This window comes from Providencia sp. wls1916 (assembly GCF_009706585.1).
Classification (GTDB): Bacteria; Pseudomonadota; Gammaproteobacteria; order Enterobacterales; family Enterobacteriaceae; genus Providencia; species Providencia lanzhouensis.
The window spans coordinates 122,520-140,343 of record NZ_WLUL01000006.1 but is presented as its reverse complement, the minus strand read 5'-3'; the positions used below and the strand labels follow the sequence as shown (position 1 = coordinate 140,343).

Genomic DNA, 17,824 nt, shown 5'->3' with positions numbered 1-17,824 from the left:
TTAATTCCAAACAACGCACTCTAAATTGTACCATTGAATATTGAGGTCATAATTATAGTCAAAATTTAAGTTTTGGATATAACCATTAACCTTCTTTATGAAATTACCTATGAAATCACTCTTTCTAAGTGATTTTTCAGAATTAACTGAATCATATTAATGCTGATATCGCTGTCATTCAGTGCAGGAATATAACGATATTGCTCACCACCATTATGTAAGAAAAATTCTTTATTTTGCTCGCTAATTTCTTCTAATGTTTCTAAACAGTCCACCGAAAACCCTGGGCAAACCACTTGCACTGACTTAACCCCCTCTGACGGTAGCTTTTTCATCGTCTGATCCGTGTATGGGCTTAACCACGGTTCACGACCAAATCGAGATTGGTAAGTCATTAACACTCGGTCACTTGGGAATTTCAGGGCTTGCTTTAATAATTCGGTGGTTTGCTCACACTCTTTATCATAAATATCCCCTGAGTCGCAGTAACGCTGCGGGATACCGTGGAAAGAGAGGATCAACCTATCTGGTTCACCGTGTTTAGCAAAACTGGCTTCGATGGATTCCGCTAAGGCTTGAATATACGCAGGATGAGTGGCGTAACTACGGATAAATTGCACCGACGGGATAGTCCGCATAGGTTTAAAAGCGCGAGTGATAGCCTCATAGACGGCAGCCGTCGTGGTGCAGGAATATTGTGGATACAGCGGTAAAACCACTAATTCCGTCACATCTTGCGCAATCAAGCTGTCGATAGCACTCTTTATTGACGGCGAGCCGTAAGTCATTCCCAGCTCAATCGGTGTATTAGGAAAAAATGCAGATAATTTTTCTTTTTGACGCTGTGAATAAACTAATAATGGCGAGCCTTCATCCATCCAAATTGAGCCATAAAGTTTTGCCACTTTGGAAGCGCGGATTGGCAAAATAGCACCATATAAAATAGGCTTCCAAATCAATGGGGAAACATCAATAACACGCGGGTCAGTTAAGAATTCAGCTAAATAGCGTTTAACGGCTGTTGTTGTTGGGGCATCGGGCGTTCCCAAATTTACCAATAGAATTCCATATTTTTTTTCTAACATTAGAACAGCTCCTAATTGATAATTATTCCCAACAATAACAGATTTTAATAACTAATTTTGCCAACTTGTGGCACAAAAAGAAAGGCAGCGATTAACGCTGCCTTTTTATATGATGCGTTAAAAATTAGCCTAAAATTTTTGCTAACTCTGCGCTCACTTCAGTCACTTTACGAGTACCGTCTAACTTGAAGTACTGAGTGCTGCTCGCTTTCGCTTCATTTTGATAGTAAGCGATTAATGGCGCAGTCAGTGCATGATATTCAACTAAACGTTTACGAACCGTGTCTTCTTGGTCGTCTTTACGGATAGTTAATTCATCGCCAGTTACGTCATCTTTGTTTTCAACTTTAGGTGGGTTGAAAGTGACGTGATAAACACGACCTGAAGGTGCGTGAACACGGCGACCAATGATACGTTCAACAATGATTTCGTCAGGAACATCGAATTCTAAAACGTAATCAACGTTGATGCCTGCTTCTTTCATTGCATCCGCTTGAGGAATGGTACGCGGGAACCCATCCAACAAGAAGCCATTGCGACAGTCATCTTGTTTGATGCGCTCTTTCACTAATGCGATAACCAGTTCATCAGTCACTAATTTGCCGTTATCCATCAGCTCTTTAGCTTGTAAACCTAATTCGCTCCCTGATTTTACCGCGGCACGTAGCATGTCGCCGGTTGAAATCTGAGGGATCCCAAACTTCTCCATAATAAATTGAGCTTGAGTGCCCTTACCAGCGCCTGGAGCGCCAAGCAGAATGATACGCATTGCGTAAACCCCTTGCTATTTAGTTTTTTATAATTTGAAAAGAAAACGCTCTACCATACCATTAGCATGGCATCTGACTCAAGAAGACACGTAAACGTTTTCCCATTTATCTTTTTTCGCAAAAGAAAAAAACCACGCAAAAAATCGCTTTTTTACGTGGTTTATGTTCGAAAACGAAAATACCTTAATAGACTACTTTAAAAGTAATTCGTTGATTTTTTTAATAAATAAGTTTGGATCTTCCAGCGTACCACGCTCTGCCAGTAGGGCTTGGTCGAGTAGTACATCCACCCAATCTGCAAACATGCTCTCATCTTCCACTTCAGACGCTTTTTTCACCAATGCATGGTTCGGGTTTAGCTCGAAGTTATATTTCACTTCTGGCGCCGCTTGACCCGCAGCAGCGAATAATTTCGCCATTTGGGTGCTCATTTCATCCGCATCGGTGGTCACAATGGCTGGTGTATCGGTTAAACGGTGAGTCAATTTAACCTCTTTCACACGGTCGCCCAAGAAGGTTTTCACGCGCTCAACAAATGGCTCTAACTGCTTCTCTGCTTCTTCTTGTTCCGCTTTATTTTCATCCGCTAACTTGTCTAATGACTCGTCGGCTTTGCTCACAGATTGGAACTGTTTACCATCAAACTCAGAGAGATAGTTCATCATCCATTCGTCAATGCGATCAGATAACAGCAGAACCTCGATGCCTTTCTTACGGAACAGCTCTAAATGCGGGCTGCTTTTCGCAGCGGCGTAACTATCGGCAGTAATAAAGTAAATCTTATCCTGACCTTCCACCATGCGGCTTACGTAGTCTTCCAGCGAAACATTTTGTACGCTACTGTCGTTATGGGTGGTCGCAAAGCGCAGCAGTTTTGCAATCGCTTCACCGTTCCCCATATCTTCCGCAGGACCTTCTTTCATGACCAGACCGAATTGCTGCCAGAAAGTTTGGTATTTCTCTGCATCGTTTTTCGCCAGTTTTTCCAGTGTTTGCAGAACACGTTTTGTCAGTGCACTGCGCAAGTTACGCGTCAGAGCGCTGTCTTGCAGAATTTCACGGGAAACGTTCAACGGTAAATCGTTAGAATCCAATACCCCACGAACGAAACGCAGGTAATTAGGCATAAATTGCTCAGCATCATCCATAATAAAGACGCGTTGAACATACAGTTTTAAACCATGGCGCTGGTCGCGGTTCCACATATCAAATGGCGCTTGAGATGGAATATACAGCAGGCTGGTATATTCTTGCTTCCCTTCCACACGGTTATGCGCCCAAGTTAGTGGGTCTGCGTAGTCGTGGGAGATATGCTTGTAGAATTCCACATATTCTTCATCCGAAATTTCAGATTTACTGCGAGTCCACAGCGCTTTTGCTTGGTTAATTTTTTCCCAAGTAACCGTGCCGTCTTCTTCGTTTTTCTCTTCGATTTCAACGGGCAGTGCAATATGGTCAGAATACTTGCTGATAACAGAACGTAAGCGCCAGTTATCTAAAAACTCTTTTTCGTCATCACGTAGATGTAAGGTGATTTCGGTTCCGCGATCGGCTTTTTCGATATCTGCGATAGTGTATTCACCTTCGCCAGCAGATTCCCAGAATACCCCTTCGCTCGCTTCAGCACCTGCGGCGCGGCTACGAACGGTGACTTTATCCGCGACAATAAACGCAGAATAGAAACCCACACCAAACTGACCGATCATTTGGCTATCTTTAACTTGATCGCTGCCTAATGATTCTAAAAATGATTTAGTGCCTGATTTAGCGATGGTTCCTAAGTTTTCAATCACTTCTTCACGGCTCATACCGATGCCGTTGTCACTGATAGTGAGAGTACCTTTGTCTTTGTCTGCGCTAATACGCACACGCAGTTCGCCATCATTTTCATACAGTTCAGGCTTAGATAATGCACGAAAACGCAGTTTATCCGCCGCATCGGATGCGTTGGAAATTAGCTCACGCAGAAAAATTTCTTTGTTTGAGTAAAGAGAGTGGATCATCAACTGGAGCAGTTGTTTGACTTCTGATTGAAACCCACGAGTTTCTTGTCCTTTCATACTCATTAATCGCCTCTATATCATCAATCTAATAGTTAGTTTTGACTTATCGATGGAAACTAATTTGGGGACAAAAAAATAGAATTCAACCACTAACCACAAATTAGCAGCCAAATTAATATGAACAAAAGGAAATGACCAAAAACTACGATGCTTTTGCTTGGAAGGTTTTGCTTTAATATTTTTGCTTTGAGGGGTTTGCCTTTAAATTTTAAAATCAACTCCCCACCATCATCCTCTAAATAGTTCAAAGTTGTAGGCAGGCGGCAAGCAAGCTTATCCCTAGGAGCATACTGAAGTATGTGACTAGGGTGAGGTTGTGCAGCCAACACCCCTACAATTTGAAATATGACGAGGATGCTACAATTTCGAGCGGCCTGACAACGAATGAGAAAGCGTCGTGCTGTCGACCATTTCTAACTCTCCGCCGACAGGCACCCCATGAGCAATCCGGCTCGCCGCCACCCCATACTGCGCACACATCTGCCCAATATAGTTCGCCGTCGCCTCCCCTTCTACTGTCGGGTTGGTCGCCAAAATCACTTCAGTGATGTTTTCCGATGCCAGTCGTTCTTCGAGCCTATCCAGCCCGATATCCATCGGTCCAATGCCGTCTAATGGCGACAAATGCCCCATGAGTACGAAATAGCGCCCCGAGAATTGCCCGGTTTGCTCGATAGCGTAGATATCTGCGGGACTTTCCACTACGCAAATCAGCCCATTTTGCTGACGACGCGGGTTATCGCAGATATTGCAGGTGTCTTGCTCAGTAAATGTGCGGCAGTCGCGGCAATGCCCGATTTCGGACATTGCACGAGTCAGCGACTGAGCCAAACGCATTCCGCCACTACGGTCACGTTGCAGAAGTTGGAAAGCCATTCGCTGCGCTGACTTGGGTCCCACACCGGGGAGACAGCGCAGCGCTTCCATCAATGATTCAAGAAGCGGACTCGTTTGCATTAGAATGGCATCTTAAAGCCTGGTGGCAGTTGCATACCGCTAGATACGCTAGCCATTTTTTCTTTTTGCGTTTCTTCGATACGACGAGCTGCGTCGTTGAATGCCGCAGCAATCAAGTCTTCCAGCATATCTTTGTCGTCTTCTAACAGGCTAGGATCGATTTCAACACGGCGGCAGTTATGTGAACCATTGATGGTCACTTTGACTAAGCCAGCACCAGATTCGCCAGTAGCTTCGAGTTGAGCGATTTCTTCCTGAACTTTCTGCATTTTATCTTGCATTTGCTGGGCCTGTTTCATCAGGTTACCCAATCCACCTTTACCAAACATAGTTTTCTCTCACAACTGAGGCTACAGATTCGCAACTGTAGCGTTAAACGGGGCGAATACTCTCTTCATCCAACTGCGCATCAAACATGGCACGCAATTTTTGAATTGTTTTATCCGCAATAATAGACTGACGGGCTTGCGCCAGTTTCTCTTCATAAATCGCCTGACGCCATTCCAACGGCGTTTTCACCGCCGTATTATCATCGTGAACGATTTTCAGTTCAACAGGGCGACCATAATGTTCACTCAGCGCATCTTGTAACGCTTTTAGAGCGCTAGGTTTATCAAGATGGCGTTGAGCGGAGCGCAAGTGCAATACAATTTGCGACTCGTTCAATTCTTCTTTATATGAATTCAAAGCCAATTGTTCAACTAGCTTCGGAATATTTAATTGCGCGATTTCCCCCGACCAACTATCACGTTCACGCCCTTCTTCGGTGATTTTTATTGCTAATTCAGGGGTTTTTTCATATTCCAACGCCTCTTTGATCTCAGTAGGCGTCGTCACTGCGTCTTTTGCGTCGAGAACCTCACCATTTTGAGGCTTCCACTGGTATGGCTTCGGCTTCGCAGGCTTTGTTTTCTGTGACGCTTTTTCCATCACATTTTGCTGATGTTTGCTGGTTACCGCGGCCAGCCGCTCAAGTGCTGAAACCGCCGGCTTAGCCCTTTCGGACGTCACCGGATGAGTCTTTTTTGGACTCGGATCCTCACTTTGTGGCGTTTGTAGTGCCTGTCTGGCTTTCAATAGCTGCAATGTTGGGCTATTTTCTGGTAAGTTCTCTGCGCTTGCCGGTTGCGGGGCTGGGCGCCTTACCGTTGATGGTGCAGGTTCCGGCTGAAAAGCAGGAGCTGGCACGCTTGAAACTAATTTCGGCGGCAATTCCACTTCTTCAATAATGCTCTTTGGATGGAAGGCTAACGCTCTTAATAATGCCATTTCCACGCCCATGCGTCTTTCAGGCGCGAATGTCAGTTCTTTGCGCCCCACCAGCAAGGTTTGATAAAAAAGTTGAAGATCCGCTGGGGAAATTAATCGTGCCACTTGTCTTAGGCGCCCTTCCGTAGAGGAAGGATCCGTTTCTTGTTCCGCGGGCAGCAGCTGGATCATCGCGATACGATGAAGCTGAGAGAGTATTTCAACCAGTAGGTTTTCCCAATCAGCGCCACGGGAAGCGGCTTGCTCCACTTGAGCCATCACGCCAAGACCATCTGCACGAACGAGGGCTTCAATAATGGCAAGAGGCTGCTCATCGTCAAGCGTGCCCAACATTTGGCTCACGATATCCGCAGTGACCTTACCTTGCCCCATAGCTATCGCTTGGTCAGTCAAGCTCAGCGCATCACGCAAACTGCCGTCAGCGGCGCGGGCAATCAACTGACGAGCACGAGTATCGTGCTCAATATTTTCCGCATTCAGGATCAACTCGAGCTGTACACTGATTTGTGGGACATCCAGCGCTTTCAGGTGGAACTGTAAACAGCGGGATAAAATCGTGACAGGCAGTTTTTGCGGATCGGTCGTGGCAAGTAAAAATTTGACGTGTTCCGGTGGCTCTTCGAGTGTTTTAAGCAGCGCATTGAAACTGTGGCGCGACAACATGTGAACTTCGTCTATTAGGTAGACTTTAAAGCGACCACGCGCTGGCGCATACTGAACGTTATCCAGTAACTCTCGCGTATCTTCGACTTTAGTGCGTGATGCCGCATCAATCTCAATCAGGTCAACAAATCGCCCCTGTTCAATTTCCAAACAGTTGGCGCATTTTCCGCAAGGCGTTGCCGTGATCCCCGTTTCGCAGTTTAACCCTTTGGCAAACAAACGGGCGATCGTGGTTTTCCCGACACCGCGGGTACCCGAGAAAAGATAAGCGTGATGAAGCCGTTGGTGCTCAAGCCCATTAGCAAGTGCAGTCAACACATGCTGCTGACCAACAACGTCTGAAAATTTTTGGGGGCGCCACTTACGGGCAAGTACCTGATAGCTCATGGATTCCACTGTTATTCAACATGGGACATTGATAAATATAATAATAGTACCATGCTACCACAGCCTCAACCCATTGGGCGAGACTGCAGTAAAAATAGTAAGAAGAGTGCGGAGCAGATTAGTGGCCTGGGAACTCAACAAGACTGTAGGACGTAACGCCTTCTTTAGCTAAACGCTCAACACCGCCTAAATCTGGCAGTCCGATAACGAAAGCAGCATCCACCACTTTTGCGCCTAGCTGTTTGATCATTTTCACGGTTGCTTCGACAGTACCACCGGTTGCTAATAGGTCATCTACCACCAGTACGTTGTCTTGTGCGGTAATGCTGTCTTTGTGGATTTCCAGTGTGTCGGTGCCGTATTCCAGATCATACGTCATACTTAAAACTTCACGCGGTAATTTGCCTTTTTTACGCACAGGCACAAAACCTACGCCTAAGCGTAATGCAACAGGAGCGCCGAATAGGAAACCACGGGCTTCAGTACCAACAATTTTGGTCACACCTTTGTTTTGATAATGCTCAACCAGCATATCGATTGTCGCTTGATAAGCCGCCGGGTCATTTAACAGTGTGGTAATATCGCGAAACAGCACCCCCTCTTTTGGATAGTTAGGGATAGTAGCGATACTTTCTTTAATCAATTGCAGTTGTTGCTCTTTAGCGGTCATAATAAAAACCAATATAGTAAATACGAAAGGGTAGAATCTATGCAAACTACCATCAAAATGCAATAAGAAGCCGTCTATTTGCTGTAAGTTTTATTGTTGGATATCAATATTCCGCCACTTTTCACATTTATTGAGAATAAAAAATGAAAACACAGGCTCTGTTAGAGGCATTGAAAAAGCAGATTGATGAATTAGCGGAGCGCGTGGCTCCCATCAAAGACCATGAGTTTTCACACTCCCGATTTGATATGCAGCTATTTAGCCATAAATCCACCAAGTTAGGGGATTGCCAGAAAGAGCTCAATACCTTGTATCAGCAATTGTGTAATAGCGTTGCCCTTAACCATGCCCAGCAAGTGAATTTTTTAACCGAAAAAATCGTGCATCAAATGCAAGCTATCTCCCGAGAACTGTCTACACAAGGGCTACGGGAAAAAGAAGATTCTTTTCGGTCGAAAAAGGAACAGGTTGATTTATATGAACGTTTATCACAACATCAAGATTATGAACGCCGTTTACAAGCAATGGTGAGCGAAAAAGAGCTCTATTTAAGTGGCTTAACTGACTCACATTTACAGCACCAGTGCCAAAAAGAACTCGCCGCGTTGGCTGGTCGTTTATATCGCTGTAGACAAGCATTAATGCGTATTGAAAAAGCCATCGAACACCAAGAAAACCAATTTTTTGATTAAAGGATCGCGAATGGAAACACTGGACACTGCACCACTCGAAACCCAACTCGCGGTAGATTTAATTTACTTGTTAGAATCGGCTGAAGTTGATACCAACACAGTCCTAAAAGCATTAGAGATGGTTAAGCAGGATTACCTCAACAAACAGGCCGCCGAAGCAGCCTGTCAGAATGATAATTAACGCAGGTTATTTTTCATCGCCATTTTTATCATTATCTTTATCTTTGATAATCTTGGTCACTTCCTGCACTTCATCCCCTTGATTGTTATGCAAATGCACTTCCAATTGATTGAAGGCGATATTGATATCGTTTTCACGACATAACCGGTCAATTTCACGGTTCACTTCATCACTGGTGATAGTACGCTCACCGATTTGGCGCACATAAAAACGTAATTCGTGATCCAATGTGCTGGCACCAAAACTTAAGAAATATGCCGCTGGCGCAGGATCCGTCATCACTTTACTGTTAGAGGTGGCTGCTTGCAGTAATACGCGCTTCACTTTTTCCAAATCTGAACCATACGCGACACCTAAAGAGATCGTAATTCGCGTGACCGTGTCTGAGAGCGACCAGTTGATTAAACGCTCAGTAACGAATGCTTTGTTCGGAATGATCACCTCTTTGCGATCGAAATCCACAATCGTGGTAGCACGAATACGGATCTTACTGATTGTTCCCGAGTAAGTCCCGATGGTGACGGTATCCCCAATGCGAATCGGTCTTTCGAACAGTAAAATAATCCCCGAAACGAAGTTCGCAAAAATTTCCTGTAAACCAAAACCGAGACCAACGGTTAAGGCAGCAGCTAACCATTGCAACTGATTCCACGTGACCCCTATCATCCCAAGGGATGCAATTGCCCCGATACTGACAATCACATAGGTCAGCATGGTGGTGATGGCATAGGTGGAACCTTGGCGCAGTTTGAGCCGCGATAATACCAACACTTCCAGTAACCCTGGTAGGTTGCGTGTCATGATCCACGCCACTACCACAATCACCACCGCTAAAATCAAGTTCGCTAAGGTCACATGCTGCATGATATTCGCCCCTTCCGCTGATGTGGCGGTATAGCTCCAGAGTTGGACACTATCGAGGAAGGAGAAAATCGTAATAAAATCAGACCAAATGGCGTAAAACGCAAACGCAAAAATAATAAACAGCACCATTGTGGTTAAGCGCAGAGACTGCTGGCTAATCAACTCAATGGTCATTGGTGGCTCTTTGATAGGCTCGTTTTCAGTATCTTCTTGCTGTTTTGACTGCGCTCGGCGCTCAAGCGCACGCTTATACGCCAGTTTTCTTGCGCCTAAACTTAACCCACGTAAACAAACATTATATGTGATGTACCAAAGCACCAGCAGGTACAAGCTATCTAACCAACGGTTGGCTAAACGGAGTGTGGTGTAATAGTATCCCGCAATCATCAAGCCGATTAAAATCAGCGGAGAGAATGTCAGTAACGTAATCAAAATCGAGCGAGTTAAGTGGCTCCCCGTTTCCTTCCACACCTGTTTACAGAACGGGATAGTAAAAATACACAATAATAATAAACAGATAGAAACCACTAGCTGCCCAATCACATCCTCAGACACCTTCAGCGGGTTAATCATTCCATAAGTGGAAAAGAAGATAAGCGGGATCAGCGGTACTGATAAACGCACCATTCGACGGCGCATACGCTGAGCATTTTCATGTTCAATATTAAAATGTTTCTCTGCAATACCTTGAGGTTTTAACACCCTGAACGTTAATTCAAATAGCGCCCAGAAAATAGCGAGTTGCAAGAAATAAGACCAAATAAACTCCCCTTGCAGGTTACCGGTTTTTAAGAACCAGTAACCAATGGCGATAACCACTAATGAGATTGGGATGGTTTGTAGCAACGTGAGAAACAGCGCCAACGGTGTATTCAATACGCTGTCGTTACGCAGACTGGATAAACGCAGGTCAATATCATGTAGACGTTGAGTGATTTTTCGATTCAACCAGATAAAGATCAGTGCCGCCAATAATAAAGGGATCGTCACCCACAGCGAGCTCAGCAAGCCTTTTTTCAGGCTAGAGAATGAAAAATCAAAATCGAGGTGAGTTAATTGATTTGTGGCCGCTTCTGGAAACGCTTTTAACCACTCGATATCCATCGGTTTATTACTGTTTACCCAGAAAATCTGCTGAGCCAAAGTATGCTCAAGCGAGCTGACCACACTCAATAATTGGTTTTGATCCAGTTGCAAATTAATGGCTTGGGAAATTTGCCCACCTAGCTGTAAATTCAATTCATCCAATAATTCACGGCGAACATCCAAGATTTTTACCAGTGCCGCTTTATCTTCTGGGGTAAACAAGCGAGCATTTTCTTGCTCTCCAACCTTAACCGCTTGCTCATGCTCCAGAGTATTAATGTAGTCAGTAGGTTGGTATAACGCATCACGCTGCTGGTTAATATCAAATTGCTCCAAACGCAGGTCGGCGATGGTGACAGGTAAGTTTTTGGTTAAGATATCAGCGGGTAAATCAATTTGTTGCTGAAAAAGAATTCGCGATAGCAGCAAACTTCCGCGTAATACGTTGATTTGCTCTTTTAAGTTTCGTTCTGACTGTGTGGCACGTTCTAACCAAGTTTTTACTCGGATGCCATTTTGCACCATTTTGTTGCCGTCTTGAGTCACTTCAATCAAGCGGTTGCTCAGTTTGTTATTGATCTCCACCTCTTTTTGAATAATCGGATTTTGCTGTACGCTATCATCCGTAGAGGTGTTTTGTGCTTCACGGACTGTCGATTGGGAATCACTGAGACGCTCTTTGCTAATCGCTTCTTGGATCACCTGAATTCGCGCATCGAGTTGCTCAATGTACGCCGCCGTGTAATCACGCTGTTTCTGTAAAACATCTTGGAGTTGCGTATTGGCTTGAAGAACGCGCTTTTGAAATTCGTTTTGCTGCTGTAGAAGGTATTGCTCCAGTTGCAGCATATTCACTTGTGAGGGGCGAAGCTTGTTGGAGTCAGTCAATGTGCTGTTAAGCTCATTGCGGATCTCTTGCAGCCTTCTCGCATTATCCAACATGATAGCTTGGGCGCGCTCAGGTTGAGTTTGCAAACCGATCAGTTGGCTGTTGTACGTGGCGAGATCATTTTGCTCCGCTTGCAGGTTATCCAAATGGGTTGCCAACATGGACTCTAATTGTTGCAGGCTGCTATTTTCAATTTGATGCTGAAAGTTAATATCAGGATTTTCATTCTGATTTTTTATTTGCAATAAACCTTGAACCGCTTTTTTTGACTCTTCACCGGAGTGACTTAATTTTTTTTGCAGTTCGTCTGAACGCTGATCGAGTTTTTCCAGCTCATCATAATAATTTAATGACTTTTCCAAATCGGCAATAGTGAATTTATCTTCTTGCCCCGCATTGTTTTTTTTATTTAGCGAATTGAGCTCTGTTTTTATCTCGTTTTTGCTGGGAAGGTTATTAATTGTTGCAGCGGAAATTTGAAAAGAGAAAAAGGTGATGGCAAATACCAAAAATATTCTGATTGAATATAACCACACTTTTCTATATTGCATCAGTGAGCCCATGATATCTCGTTGTCATCCTACTATTATTTAGTATTTAGCACTTAAATTGTTTAGCGCTAATACCAATTAGTTCTAACTTGCTATTTGAGCTGCAATTTTGGCAAACCGCAGCTCAATTCTCAAAAAGCTTTTTTAATCAATAGCGATAAAATTAAAAGGTGAGAACTTTTTCGGCGTCTAATGTCCACGCAGCTAAATCAACCAGTGTACCGATTTCGACGCCATCAATTAATGGCAGCTCACTGATACCACGAGCATCAGTACAGGTCTTGCATAATTTAACAGGTACGTTTTGCGCGGTTAAAATCTCTAACATTTGCTGAAGGTTATACCCTTCTTTCGGTTTTTGTGCAGTGATCCCTGCAGTGACGGCATCGGACATTAGGAAAATTTTCAGGTCGGTTTGAGGGTGTTGCTCTTTTATTGTGATAGCTAAGCGCAGAGAGTTAAACAACATTTCACTTCCGTAAGGTGCGCCATTCGCAATGATCAAAATGGATGACATGGTTTTCTCCGATTATTCGTTTGGCGTCGGTTTGACTCGCAGCGAAACGCTATTTTTGAGCGTTTCTAATAGAGCATCAACTAACGTCGTTGTATGTGCGTCTATAATAAAACGCTCTGGCTGTAATAACCAGTTTTCAAGTAAGCCCGACATCAGTGCGCGGATCATAACCGCACTACACGCTAAATCTAAATCGGCAGGAAGTTGCCCTGCATCCACACAGTCACGTAAATTCTTAATAATCCGCTGTTCGCTTGCCAGATAATTTTCACGTTTAAAATCAACGACAGAAGCCATTTCTCCGACGAGCTCACATTTTAAGAAAAAGATTTCCATTAACGCGCGGTTTTTAGGAGTACTAATAAAATCGGTAAGAATATATATTAGCAATTCTCTTAGTATTAAAAGTGGATCATTGGTATATTTCGAACGATAATAATCCTCAGCTTGAGTAATTTGATTATCGCTAAATTCGCAGGCTTGATGGAACAGATCCACCTTATTTTTAAAATGCCAATATATAGCTCCACGGGTAACGCCCGCAGCTTTGGCTATATCGGCTAATGATGTGGCTGTTACTCCTCGTTCAGAAAATGTTTTGATGGCTGCATCTAATATTTCCTGACGGGTTTCTTCAGCCTGTTGTTTAGTTTTTCGTGCCATTGACGCTCGTTTTTATCGAAAGCTGATTTACATACATTAGTGTATGTTTGTACTATAGCATAGTGATAAATCATATAATTTGCTTTTTTTCTTAATTTTGTTTTGAACTCATATCGATTAATTGAGGTTAACTTATGCGAAAAAACAGAGGGGTGTTACCTCTGGCTCTGTTGGTCCTTTCAGGCGGCTTAGCGTTATCTGGTTGTAACGAAGAACAGAAAGGTGGCGGTGAACGCCCGGCGCCTGATGTAGGAATTGTTACGCTGAAAGCTGAACCTCTGACCATTAAGACCGAACTCCCAGGCCGTACATCTGCATTTCGTATTGCAGAGGTTCGCCCACAAGTAAGTGGCATCATCCTAAAACGTAACTACAAAGAAGGTAGCGATGTTGAGGCTGGCGTATCGTTATATCAAATCGACCCGGCACCTTTCCAAGCAACCTACAATAGTGCTAAAGCAGAATTAGCCAAAGCGCAAGCAAATGCTAATCTCGCCGCATTAACTGTTAAACGTTATAAGCCACTGCTTGGCACGAATTACATTAGCCGACAAGAATACGATCAAGCGAACTCAACGTATGCTCAATCACTGGCTGCAGTAAAAGCGGCTGAAGCGGCAGTTGAAACAGCACGTATTAATTTGAATTACACCAAAGTCACTGCCCCTATCAGTGGACGTACTGGTAAATCCAACGTGACTGAAGGTGCTTTAGTTTCAGCTGGTCAAGCAACTGAACTGATGCGCGTTCAACAGTTAGATCCTATCTACGTGGATGTCACTCAGTCGAGCGAAGATTTCTTACGTTTAAAAGCTGAAATCGAAAATGGTGCTCTGCAAAAAGAACCGGGTAAAGCGCCTGTTAGCTTAGTCATTAATGGCGGGCAAGAATACGCGCAGAAAGGGCAATTAGAGTTTTCTGACGTTACTGTCGATGAAACCACAGGTTCCATCACGATGCGTGCAGTATTCCCTAACCCAAACAAAGAGCTGATGCCGGGTATGTTTGTTCGCGCTATTTTAGAAGATGGTGTGAAAGAAAACGCGATTTTAGTCCCACAACAAGGTGTTGCACGTACTCCGCAAGGTGATGCGCAAGTGATGGTTGTTGGCGCTGAAAACAAAGTTGAAGTACGCAAAGTACAAGTCGCACAAGCGATTGGCAACAACTGGTTAGTAACTGAAGGCATGAAAGATGGCGACCGTGTCATTGTGATTGGCTTACAGAAAATCAAACCAGGTATGGTTGTTGTGCCGAAGCAAGCAAACTTAGAAACCCAATCCATTGTAGACACTCAGGCAAAACCTGAAACCGCGTCTAAATAAGGGAGCGATTGATTAATGCCTAAGTTTTTTATAGATAGACCAATTTTTGCGTGGGTAATTGCGATTATCACCATGCTTGCGGGTCTGCTGGCAATTATCAAGTTACCTGTCGCTCAGTATCCGACGATTGCACCGCCGGCTGTTTCCATTTCAGCTAACTACCCAGGGGCGGATGCGTCAACGGTACAAAATACGGTGACCCAAGTTATCGAACAGAATATGAACGGTATCGATAACTTGGTGTATATGTCATCAACCAGTGATTCATCAGGTTCAGCAAGTATTACGCTGACTTTTGAAGCGGGTACTGATGGCGATATCGCCCAAGTACAGGTACAGAATAAGCTGCAATTGGCTATGCCACTTTTACCTCAAGAAGTACAGCAACAAGGTATTAGTGTGGATAAGTCAACCAGCTCATTCTTAATGGTTGCAGGCTTTATTTCTAAAGACGGTTCAATGGGTCAATACGACATTGCCGACTACGTAGGTTCGAATATTAAAGACCCTCTTAGTCGTGTTAATGGTGTTGGTGAAACCCAGCTGTTTGGTACCCAATATGCAATGCGTATTTGGTTAAAACCAGAGCAACTTGTTAAGTACAACATGGCAACTTCGGATGTCATTAATGCGATTCGTGTACAGAACAACCAAGTTGCAGCCGGTCAATTAGGGGGAACTCCTCCTGTTGGCGGCCAGCGTTTGAACGTATCAATTATTGCTCAAACTCGCTTAAGCAACGTTGAAGAGTTTTCTAACATCTTATTACGCGTGAACCAAGATGGTTCTCAAGTTCGTTTGAAAGATGTCGCTACTGTTCAATTAGGTGCGGAAAACTACAGTACAATTGCTCGTTTTAACGGCATGCCAGCTGCGGGTATTGGTATTAAACTCGCAACGGGCGCAAACGCACTGGATACGGCAAATAACGTCCGTGCAGCATTAGCTGATATGGAACCGTTCTTCCCTGAAGGACTAGAAGTTGTTTACCCGTACGATACAACGCCATTCGTTAAGATTTCAATTAACGAAGTAGTTAAAACGCTGGTCGAAGCAATTATGTTGGTTGTTGTGGTTATGTATCTGTTCTTGCAGAACATCCGTGCAACATTGATCCCAACAATCGCGGTACCAGTGGTGCTGTTAGGTACCTTTGCTATCTTGTCAGCCTTTGGCTACTCGATAAACACCTTAACCATGTTCGCGATGGTACTTGCCATCGGTCTTCTCGTGGATGACGCCATCGTTGTGGTTGAAAACGTTGAGCGTGTAATGCAAGAAGAAGGTCTGCCACCAAAAGAGGCGACCAAAAAATCCATGGGGCAAATTCAAGGTGCTCTGGTCGGTATTGCAATGGTGCTGTCTGCGGTATTTATCCCAATGGCCTTCTTCGGCGGGTCTACAGGGGCAATTTACCGTCAGTTCTCTATCACCATCGTTTCATCGATGCTGCTATCAGTATTAGTTGCGATGATCCTGACCCCTGCACTGTGTGCAACCATGTTGAAGCCAATTGAAAAAGGCAGCCATGGTTCCACAAAAGGGTTCTTTGGATGGTTTAACCGCGTATTTGAAAAGCAAGCTCACCATTACACAGACAGCGTAAGCCGTATGTTGAATGGTACAGGTCGTTACCTTGTGATCTACGTTTTACTGGTAGTGGGTATGGCATTTATGTTCGTTCGTCTGCCATCATCATTCTTACCAGCAGAAGACCAAGGGGTGTTCTTATCCATGGTGCAGTTACCACCAGGATCAACTCAAGAGCAAACCGAGGTCATCTTGGATGAAGTGAGTAATTACTTCAGAGTAGATGAAGGTAAAAACGTTGAGTCTGTATTTACTGTTGGTGGCTTTAGCTTTGCAGGTGCAGGGCAAAACATGGGTCTTGCGTTCGTCGTTCTGAAAAACTGGGATGAGCGTAAAGGTGACGAAAACCATGTGGATGCGATTGTTGCACGTGCAAACGCAGCACTATCCAAAAAACAAGGCGCCTTCATTTATGCCTTTAACTTACCAGCAATCGTCGAATTAGGAACATCAAACGGTTTTGACTTTGAGTTGGTAGATAAAGCAGGTTTAGGTCATGAAAAACTGATGGAAGCACGTAATCAGTTACTTGGACTAGCCGCTCAGCACCCTGAAATTTTGCAAGGCGTACGCCCGAATGGTCAAGATGATACCTCACAGTATCGAATCTACATTGACCAGCAAAAAGCACAGGCGCAAGGCGTTGCGATCAGCGATATCAACGCAACTCTCAGCTCCGTGTTTGGTGGATCGTACGTCAATGACTTTATCGACCGTGGTCGTGTGAAGAAAGTTTACGTACAAGGTGACGCGGAAAGCCGTATGTTGCCGTCAGATATCAGCAACCTGTATGTTCGTAATAACCAAGGAAAAATGGTGCCATTCTCGGCATTCTTAGATACATCTAAAGATCCTTGGAAATACGGTTCACCACGTTTAGAACGTTATAACGGTGTTCCAGCGATGAACATTCAAGGTCAAGCAACAGAAGGTCAAAGTACCGGTGCTGCAATGTTGATGATGGAAAAACTGACCACCGAAAACCTACCTGCGGGTATCGGTTATGAGTGGACAGGTATGTCGTATCAAGAGCGTTTGTCTGGTAACCAGGCACCTGCCCTGTATGCGATTTCCCTGATTGTTGTATTCCTGTGTCTGGCTGCACTGTATGAAAGCTGGTCTGTACCGTTCTCGGTTATGTTAGTGGTTCCACTTGGGGTTATCGGTGCGTTACTCTTCACCTCAGTCCGAGGCTTAGATAACGACGTTTACTTCAAAGTAGGTCTGTTAACCACCATTGGGTTATCGGCGAAGAACGCAATCTTGATTGTTGAATTCGCCAAAGACTTGATGGAGAAAGAAGGTAAAGGATTGATTGAAGCAACATTAGATGCAGTTAAAATGCGTCTAAGACCAATCCTGATGACATCACTGGCATTTATGCTGGGTGTTATCCCTCTGGTATTCAGTAATGGTGCAGGTTCTGCAGCACAGAACTCCGTCGGTACAGGCGTACTAGGTGGTATGTTCGCAGCAACATCATTGGCTATCTTCTTCGTTCCGGTATTCTTTGTGGTGATCCGTCGCCGCTTTGCAAAGGCACCAGAACACGTTGATAACAATCAGCCACCAGCAGCTCATTAATCGCTAGTGCGTTAAAAA

General features: G+C 44.3%; 14 protein-coding genes. 4 read left to right on the top strand and 10 right to left on the bottom strand.

Going from position 1 to position 17,824, the window contains the following annotated elements; all coding sequences use genetic code 11:
- Positions 1-107: 107 nt before the first annotated feature.
- The 7 genes from hemH to apt form a co-directional block, all read right to left on the bottom strand.
- The gene (hemH, locus tag GKR61_RS02715; RefSeq protein ID WP_154600098.1) at positions 108-1,085 is read right to left on the bottom strand and encodes a ferrochelatase; all 978 of its coding nucleotides are present in this window, start codon (positions 1,083-1,085) and stop codon (positions 108-110) included.
- Between the two features lie 124 nt (positions 1,086-1,209).
- Positions 1,210-1,854, bottom strand: coding sequence for an adenylate kinase (gene adk, locus GKR61_RS02710; RefSeq protein WP_036952549.1), 645 nt, complete (start codon positions 1,852-1,854; stop codon positions 1,210-1,212).
- Positions 1,855-2,046: 192 nt separating this feature from the next.
- The gene (gene htpG, locus GKR61_RS02705) at positions 2,047-3,921 is read right to left on the bottom strand and encodes a molecular chaperone HtpG (protein WP_108478328.1); all 1,875 of its coding nucleotides are present in this window, start codon (positions 3,919-3,921) and stop codon (positions 2,047-2,049) included.
- Positions 3,922-4,275: 354 nt separating this feature from the next.
- Positions 4,276-4,875: a recombination mediator RecR gene (recR, locus tag GKR61_RS02700; protein ID WP_036952553.1), complete on the bottom strand. Its 600-nt coding sequence runs from the start codon at positions 4,873-4,875 to the stop codon at positions 4,276-4,278.
- Complete coding sequence (locus GKR61_RS02695) at positions 4,875-5,204, bottom strand: YbaB/EbfC family nucleoid-associated protein (RefSeq protein WP_006659291.1); 330 nt, start codon at positions 5,202-5,204, stop codon at positions 4,875-4,877. Before GKR61_RS02695 ends, recR begins: the two co-directional genes overlap by 1 nt.
- Positions 5,205-5,247: 43 nt before the next feature.
- Complete coding sequence (gene dnaX, locus GKR61_RS02690; protein ID WP_154600099.1) at positions 5,248-7,194, bottom strand: DNA polymerase III subunit gamma/tau; 1,947 nt, start codon at positions 7,192-7,194, stop codon at positions 5,248-5,250.
- 118 nt (positions 7,195-7,312) lie between these two features.
- On the bottom strand, positions 7,313-7,864 hold the full coding sequence (apt, locus tag GKR61_RS02685; RefSeq protein ID WP_036952557.1) for an adenine phosphoribosyltransferase: 552 nt from the start codon (positions 7,862-7,864) through the stop codon (positions 7,313-7,315).
- A 143-nt stretch (positions 7,865-8,007) separates the two neighbouring features.
- Here apt and priC point away from each other — a divergent pair, with 143 nt between their 5' ends.
- Together priC and GKR61_RS02675 are read left to right on the top strand one after the other, a co-directional pair.
- The gene (gene priC / locus GKR61_RS02680) at positions 8,008-8,556 is read left to right on the top strand and encodes a primosomal replication protein PriC (RefSeq protein WP_036952559.1); all 549 of its coding nucleotides are present in this window, start codon (positions 8,008-8,010) and stop codon (positions 8,554-8,556) included.
- A 10-nt stretch (positions 8,557-8,566) separates the two neighbouring features.
- Positions 8,567-8,737 (top strand): DUF2496 domain-containing protein, encoded by a 171-nt coding sequence (locus tag GKR61_RS02675; protein ID WP_036952561.1) that lies wholly within the window; start codon positions 8,567-8,569, stop codon positions 8,735-8,737.
- A gap of 6 nt (positions 8,738-8,743) precedes the next feature.
- Here GKR61_RS02675 and mscK read toward each other — a convergent pair whose 3' ends face one another.
- The 3 genes from mscK to acrR all read right to left on the bottom strand — a co-directional run bounded on the left by mscK (position 8,744) and on the right by acrR (position 13,307).
- The gene (mscK, locus tag GKR61_RS02670; RefSeq protein WP_154639530.1) at positions 8,744-12,139 is read right to left on the bottom strand and encodes a mechanosensitive channel MscK; all 3,396 of its coding nucleotides are present in this window, start codon (positions 12,137-12,139) and stop codon (positions 8,744-8,746) included.
- A 151-nt stretch (positions 12,140-12,290) separates the two neighbouring features.
- Positions 12,291-12,644 (bottom strand): DsrE/DsrF/TusD sulfur relay family protein, encoded by a 354-nt coding sequence (locus tag GKR61_RS02665; RefSeq protein WP_036952565.1) that lies wholly within the window; start codon positions 12,642-12,644, stop codon positions 12,291-12,293.
- 12 nt (positions 12,645-12,656) lie between these two features.
- A complete protein-coding gene (gene acrR, locus GKR61_RS02660) occupies positions 12,657-13,307 on the bottom strand; it encodes a multidrug efflux transporter transcriptional repressor AcrR (protein WP_154639529.1) in 651 nt (216 codons plus the stop codon).
- 134 nt (positions 13,308-13,441) lie between these two features.
- Between acrR and GKR61_RS02655 the strand changes: the two genes are divergently transcribed.
- Together GKR61_RS02655 and GKR61_RS02650 are read left to right on the top strand one after the other, a co-directional pair.
- Positions 13,442-14,632 carry an efflux RND transporter periplasmic adaptor subunit gene (locus GKR61_RS02655; protein WP_036952569.1) on the top strand — a complete coding sequence of 397 codons (1,191 nt, stop codon included), beginning with the start codon at positions 13,442-13,444 and terminating at the stop codon, positions 14,630-14,632.
- 15 nt (positions 14,633-14,647) lie between these two features.
- Positions 14,648-17,806, top strand: coding sequence for an efflux RND transporter permease subunit (locus GKR61_RS02650; protein WP_036952571.1), 3,159 nt, complete (start codon positions 14,648-14,650; stop codon positions 17,804-17,806).
- The last annotated feature ends 18 nt before the right edge of the window (positions 17,807-17,824 follow it).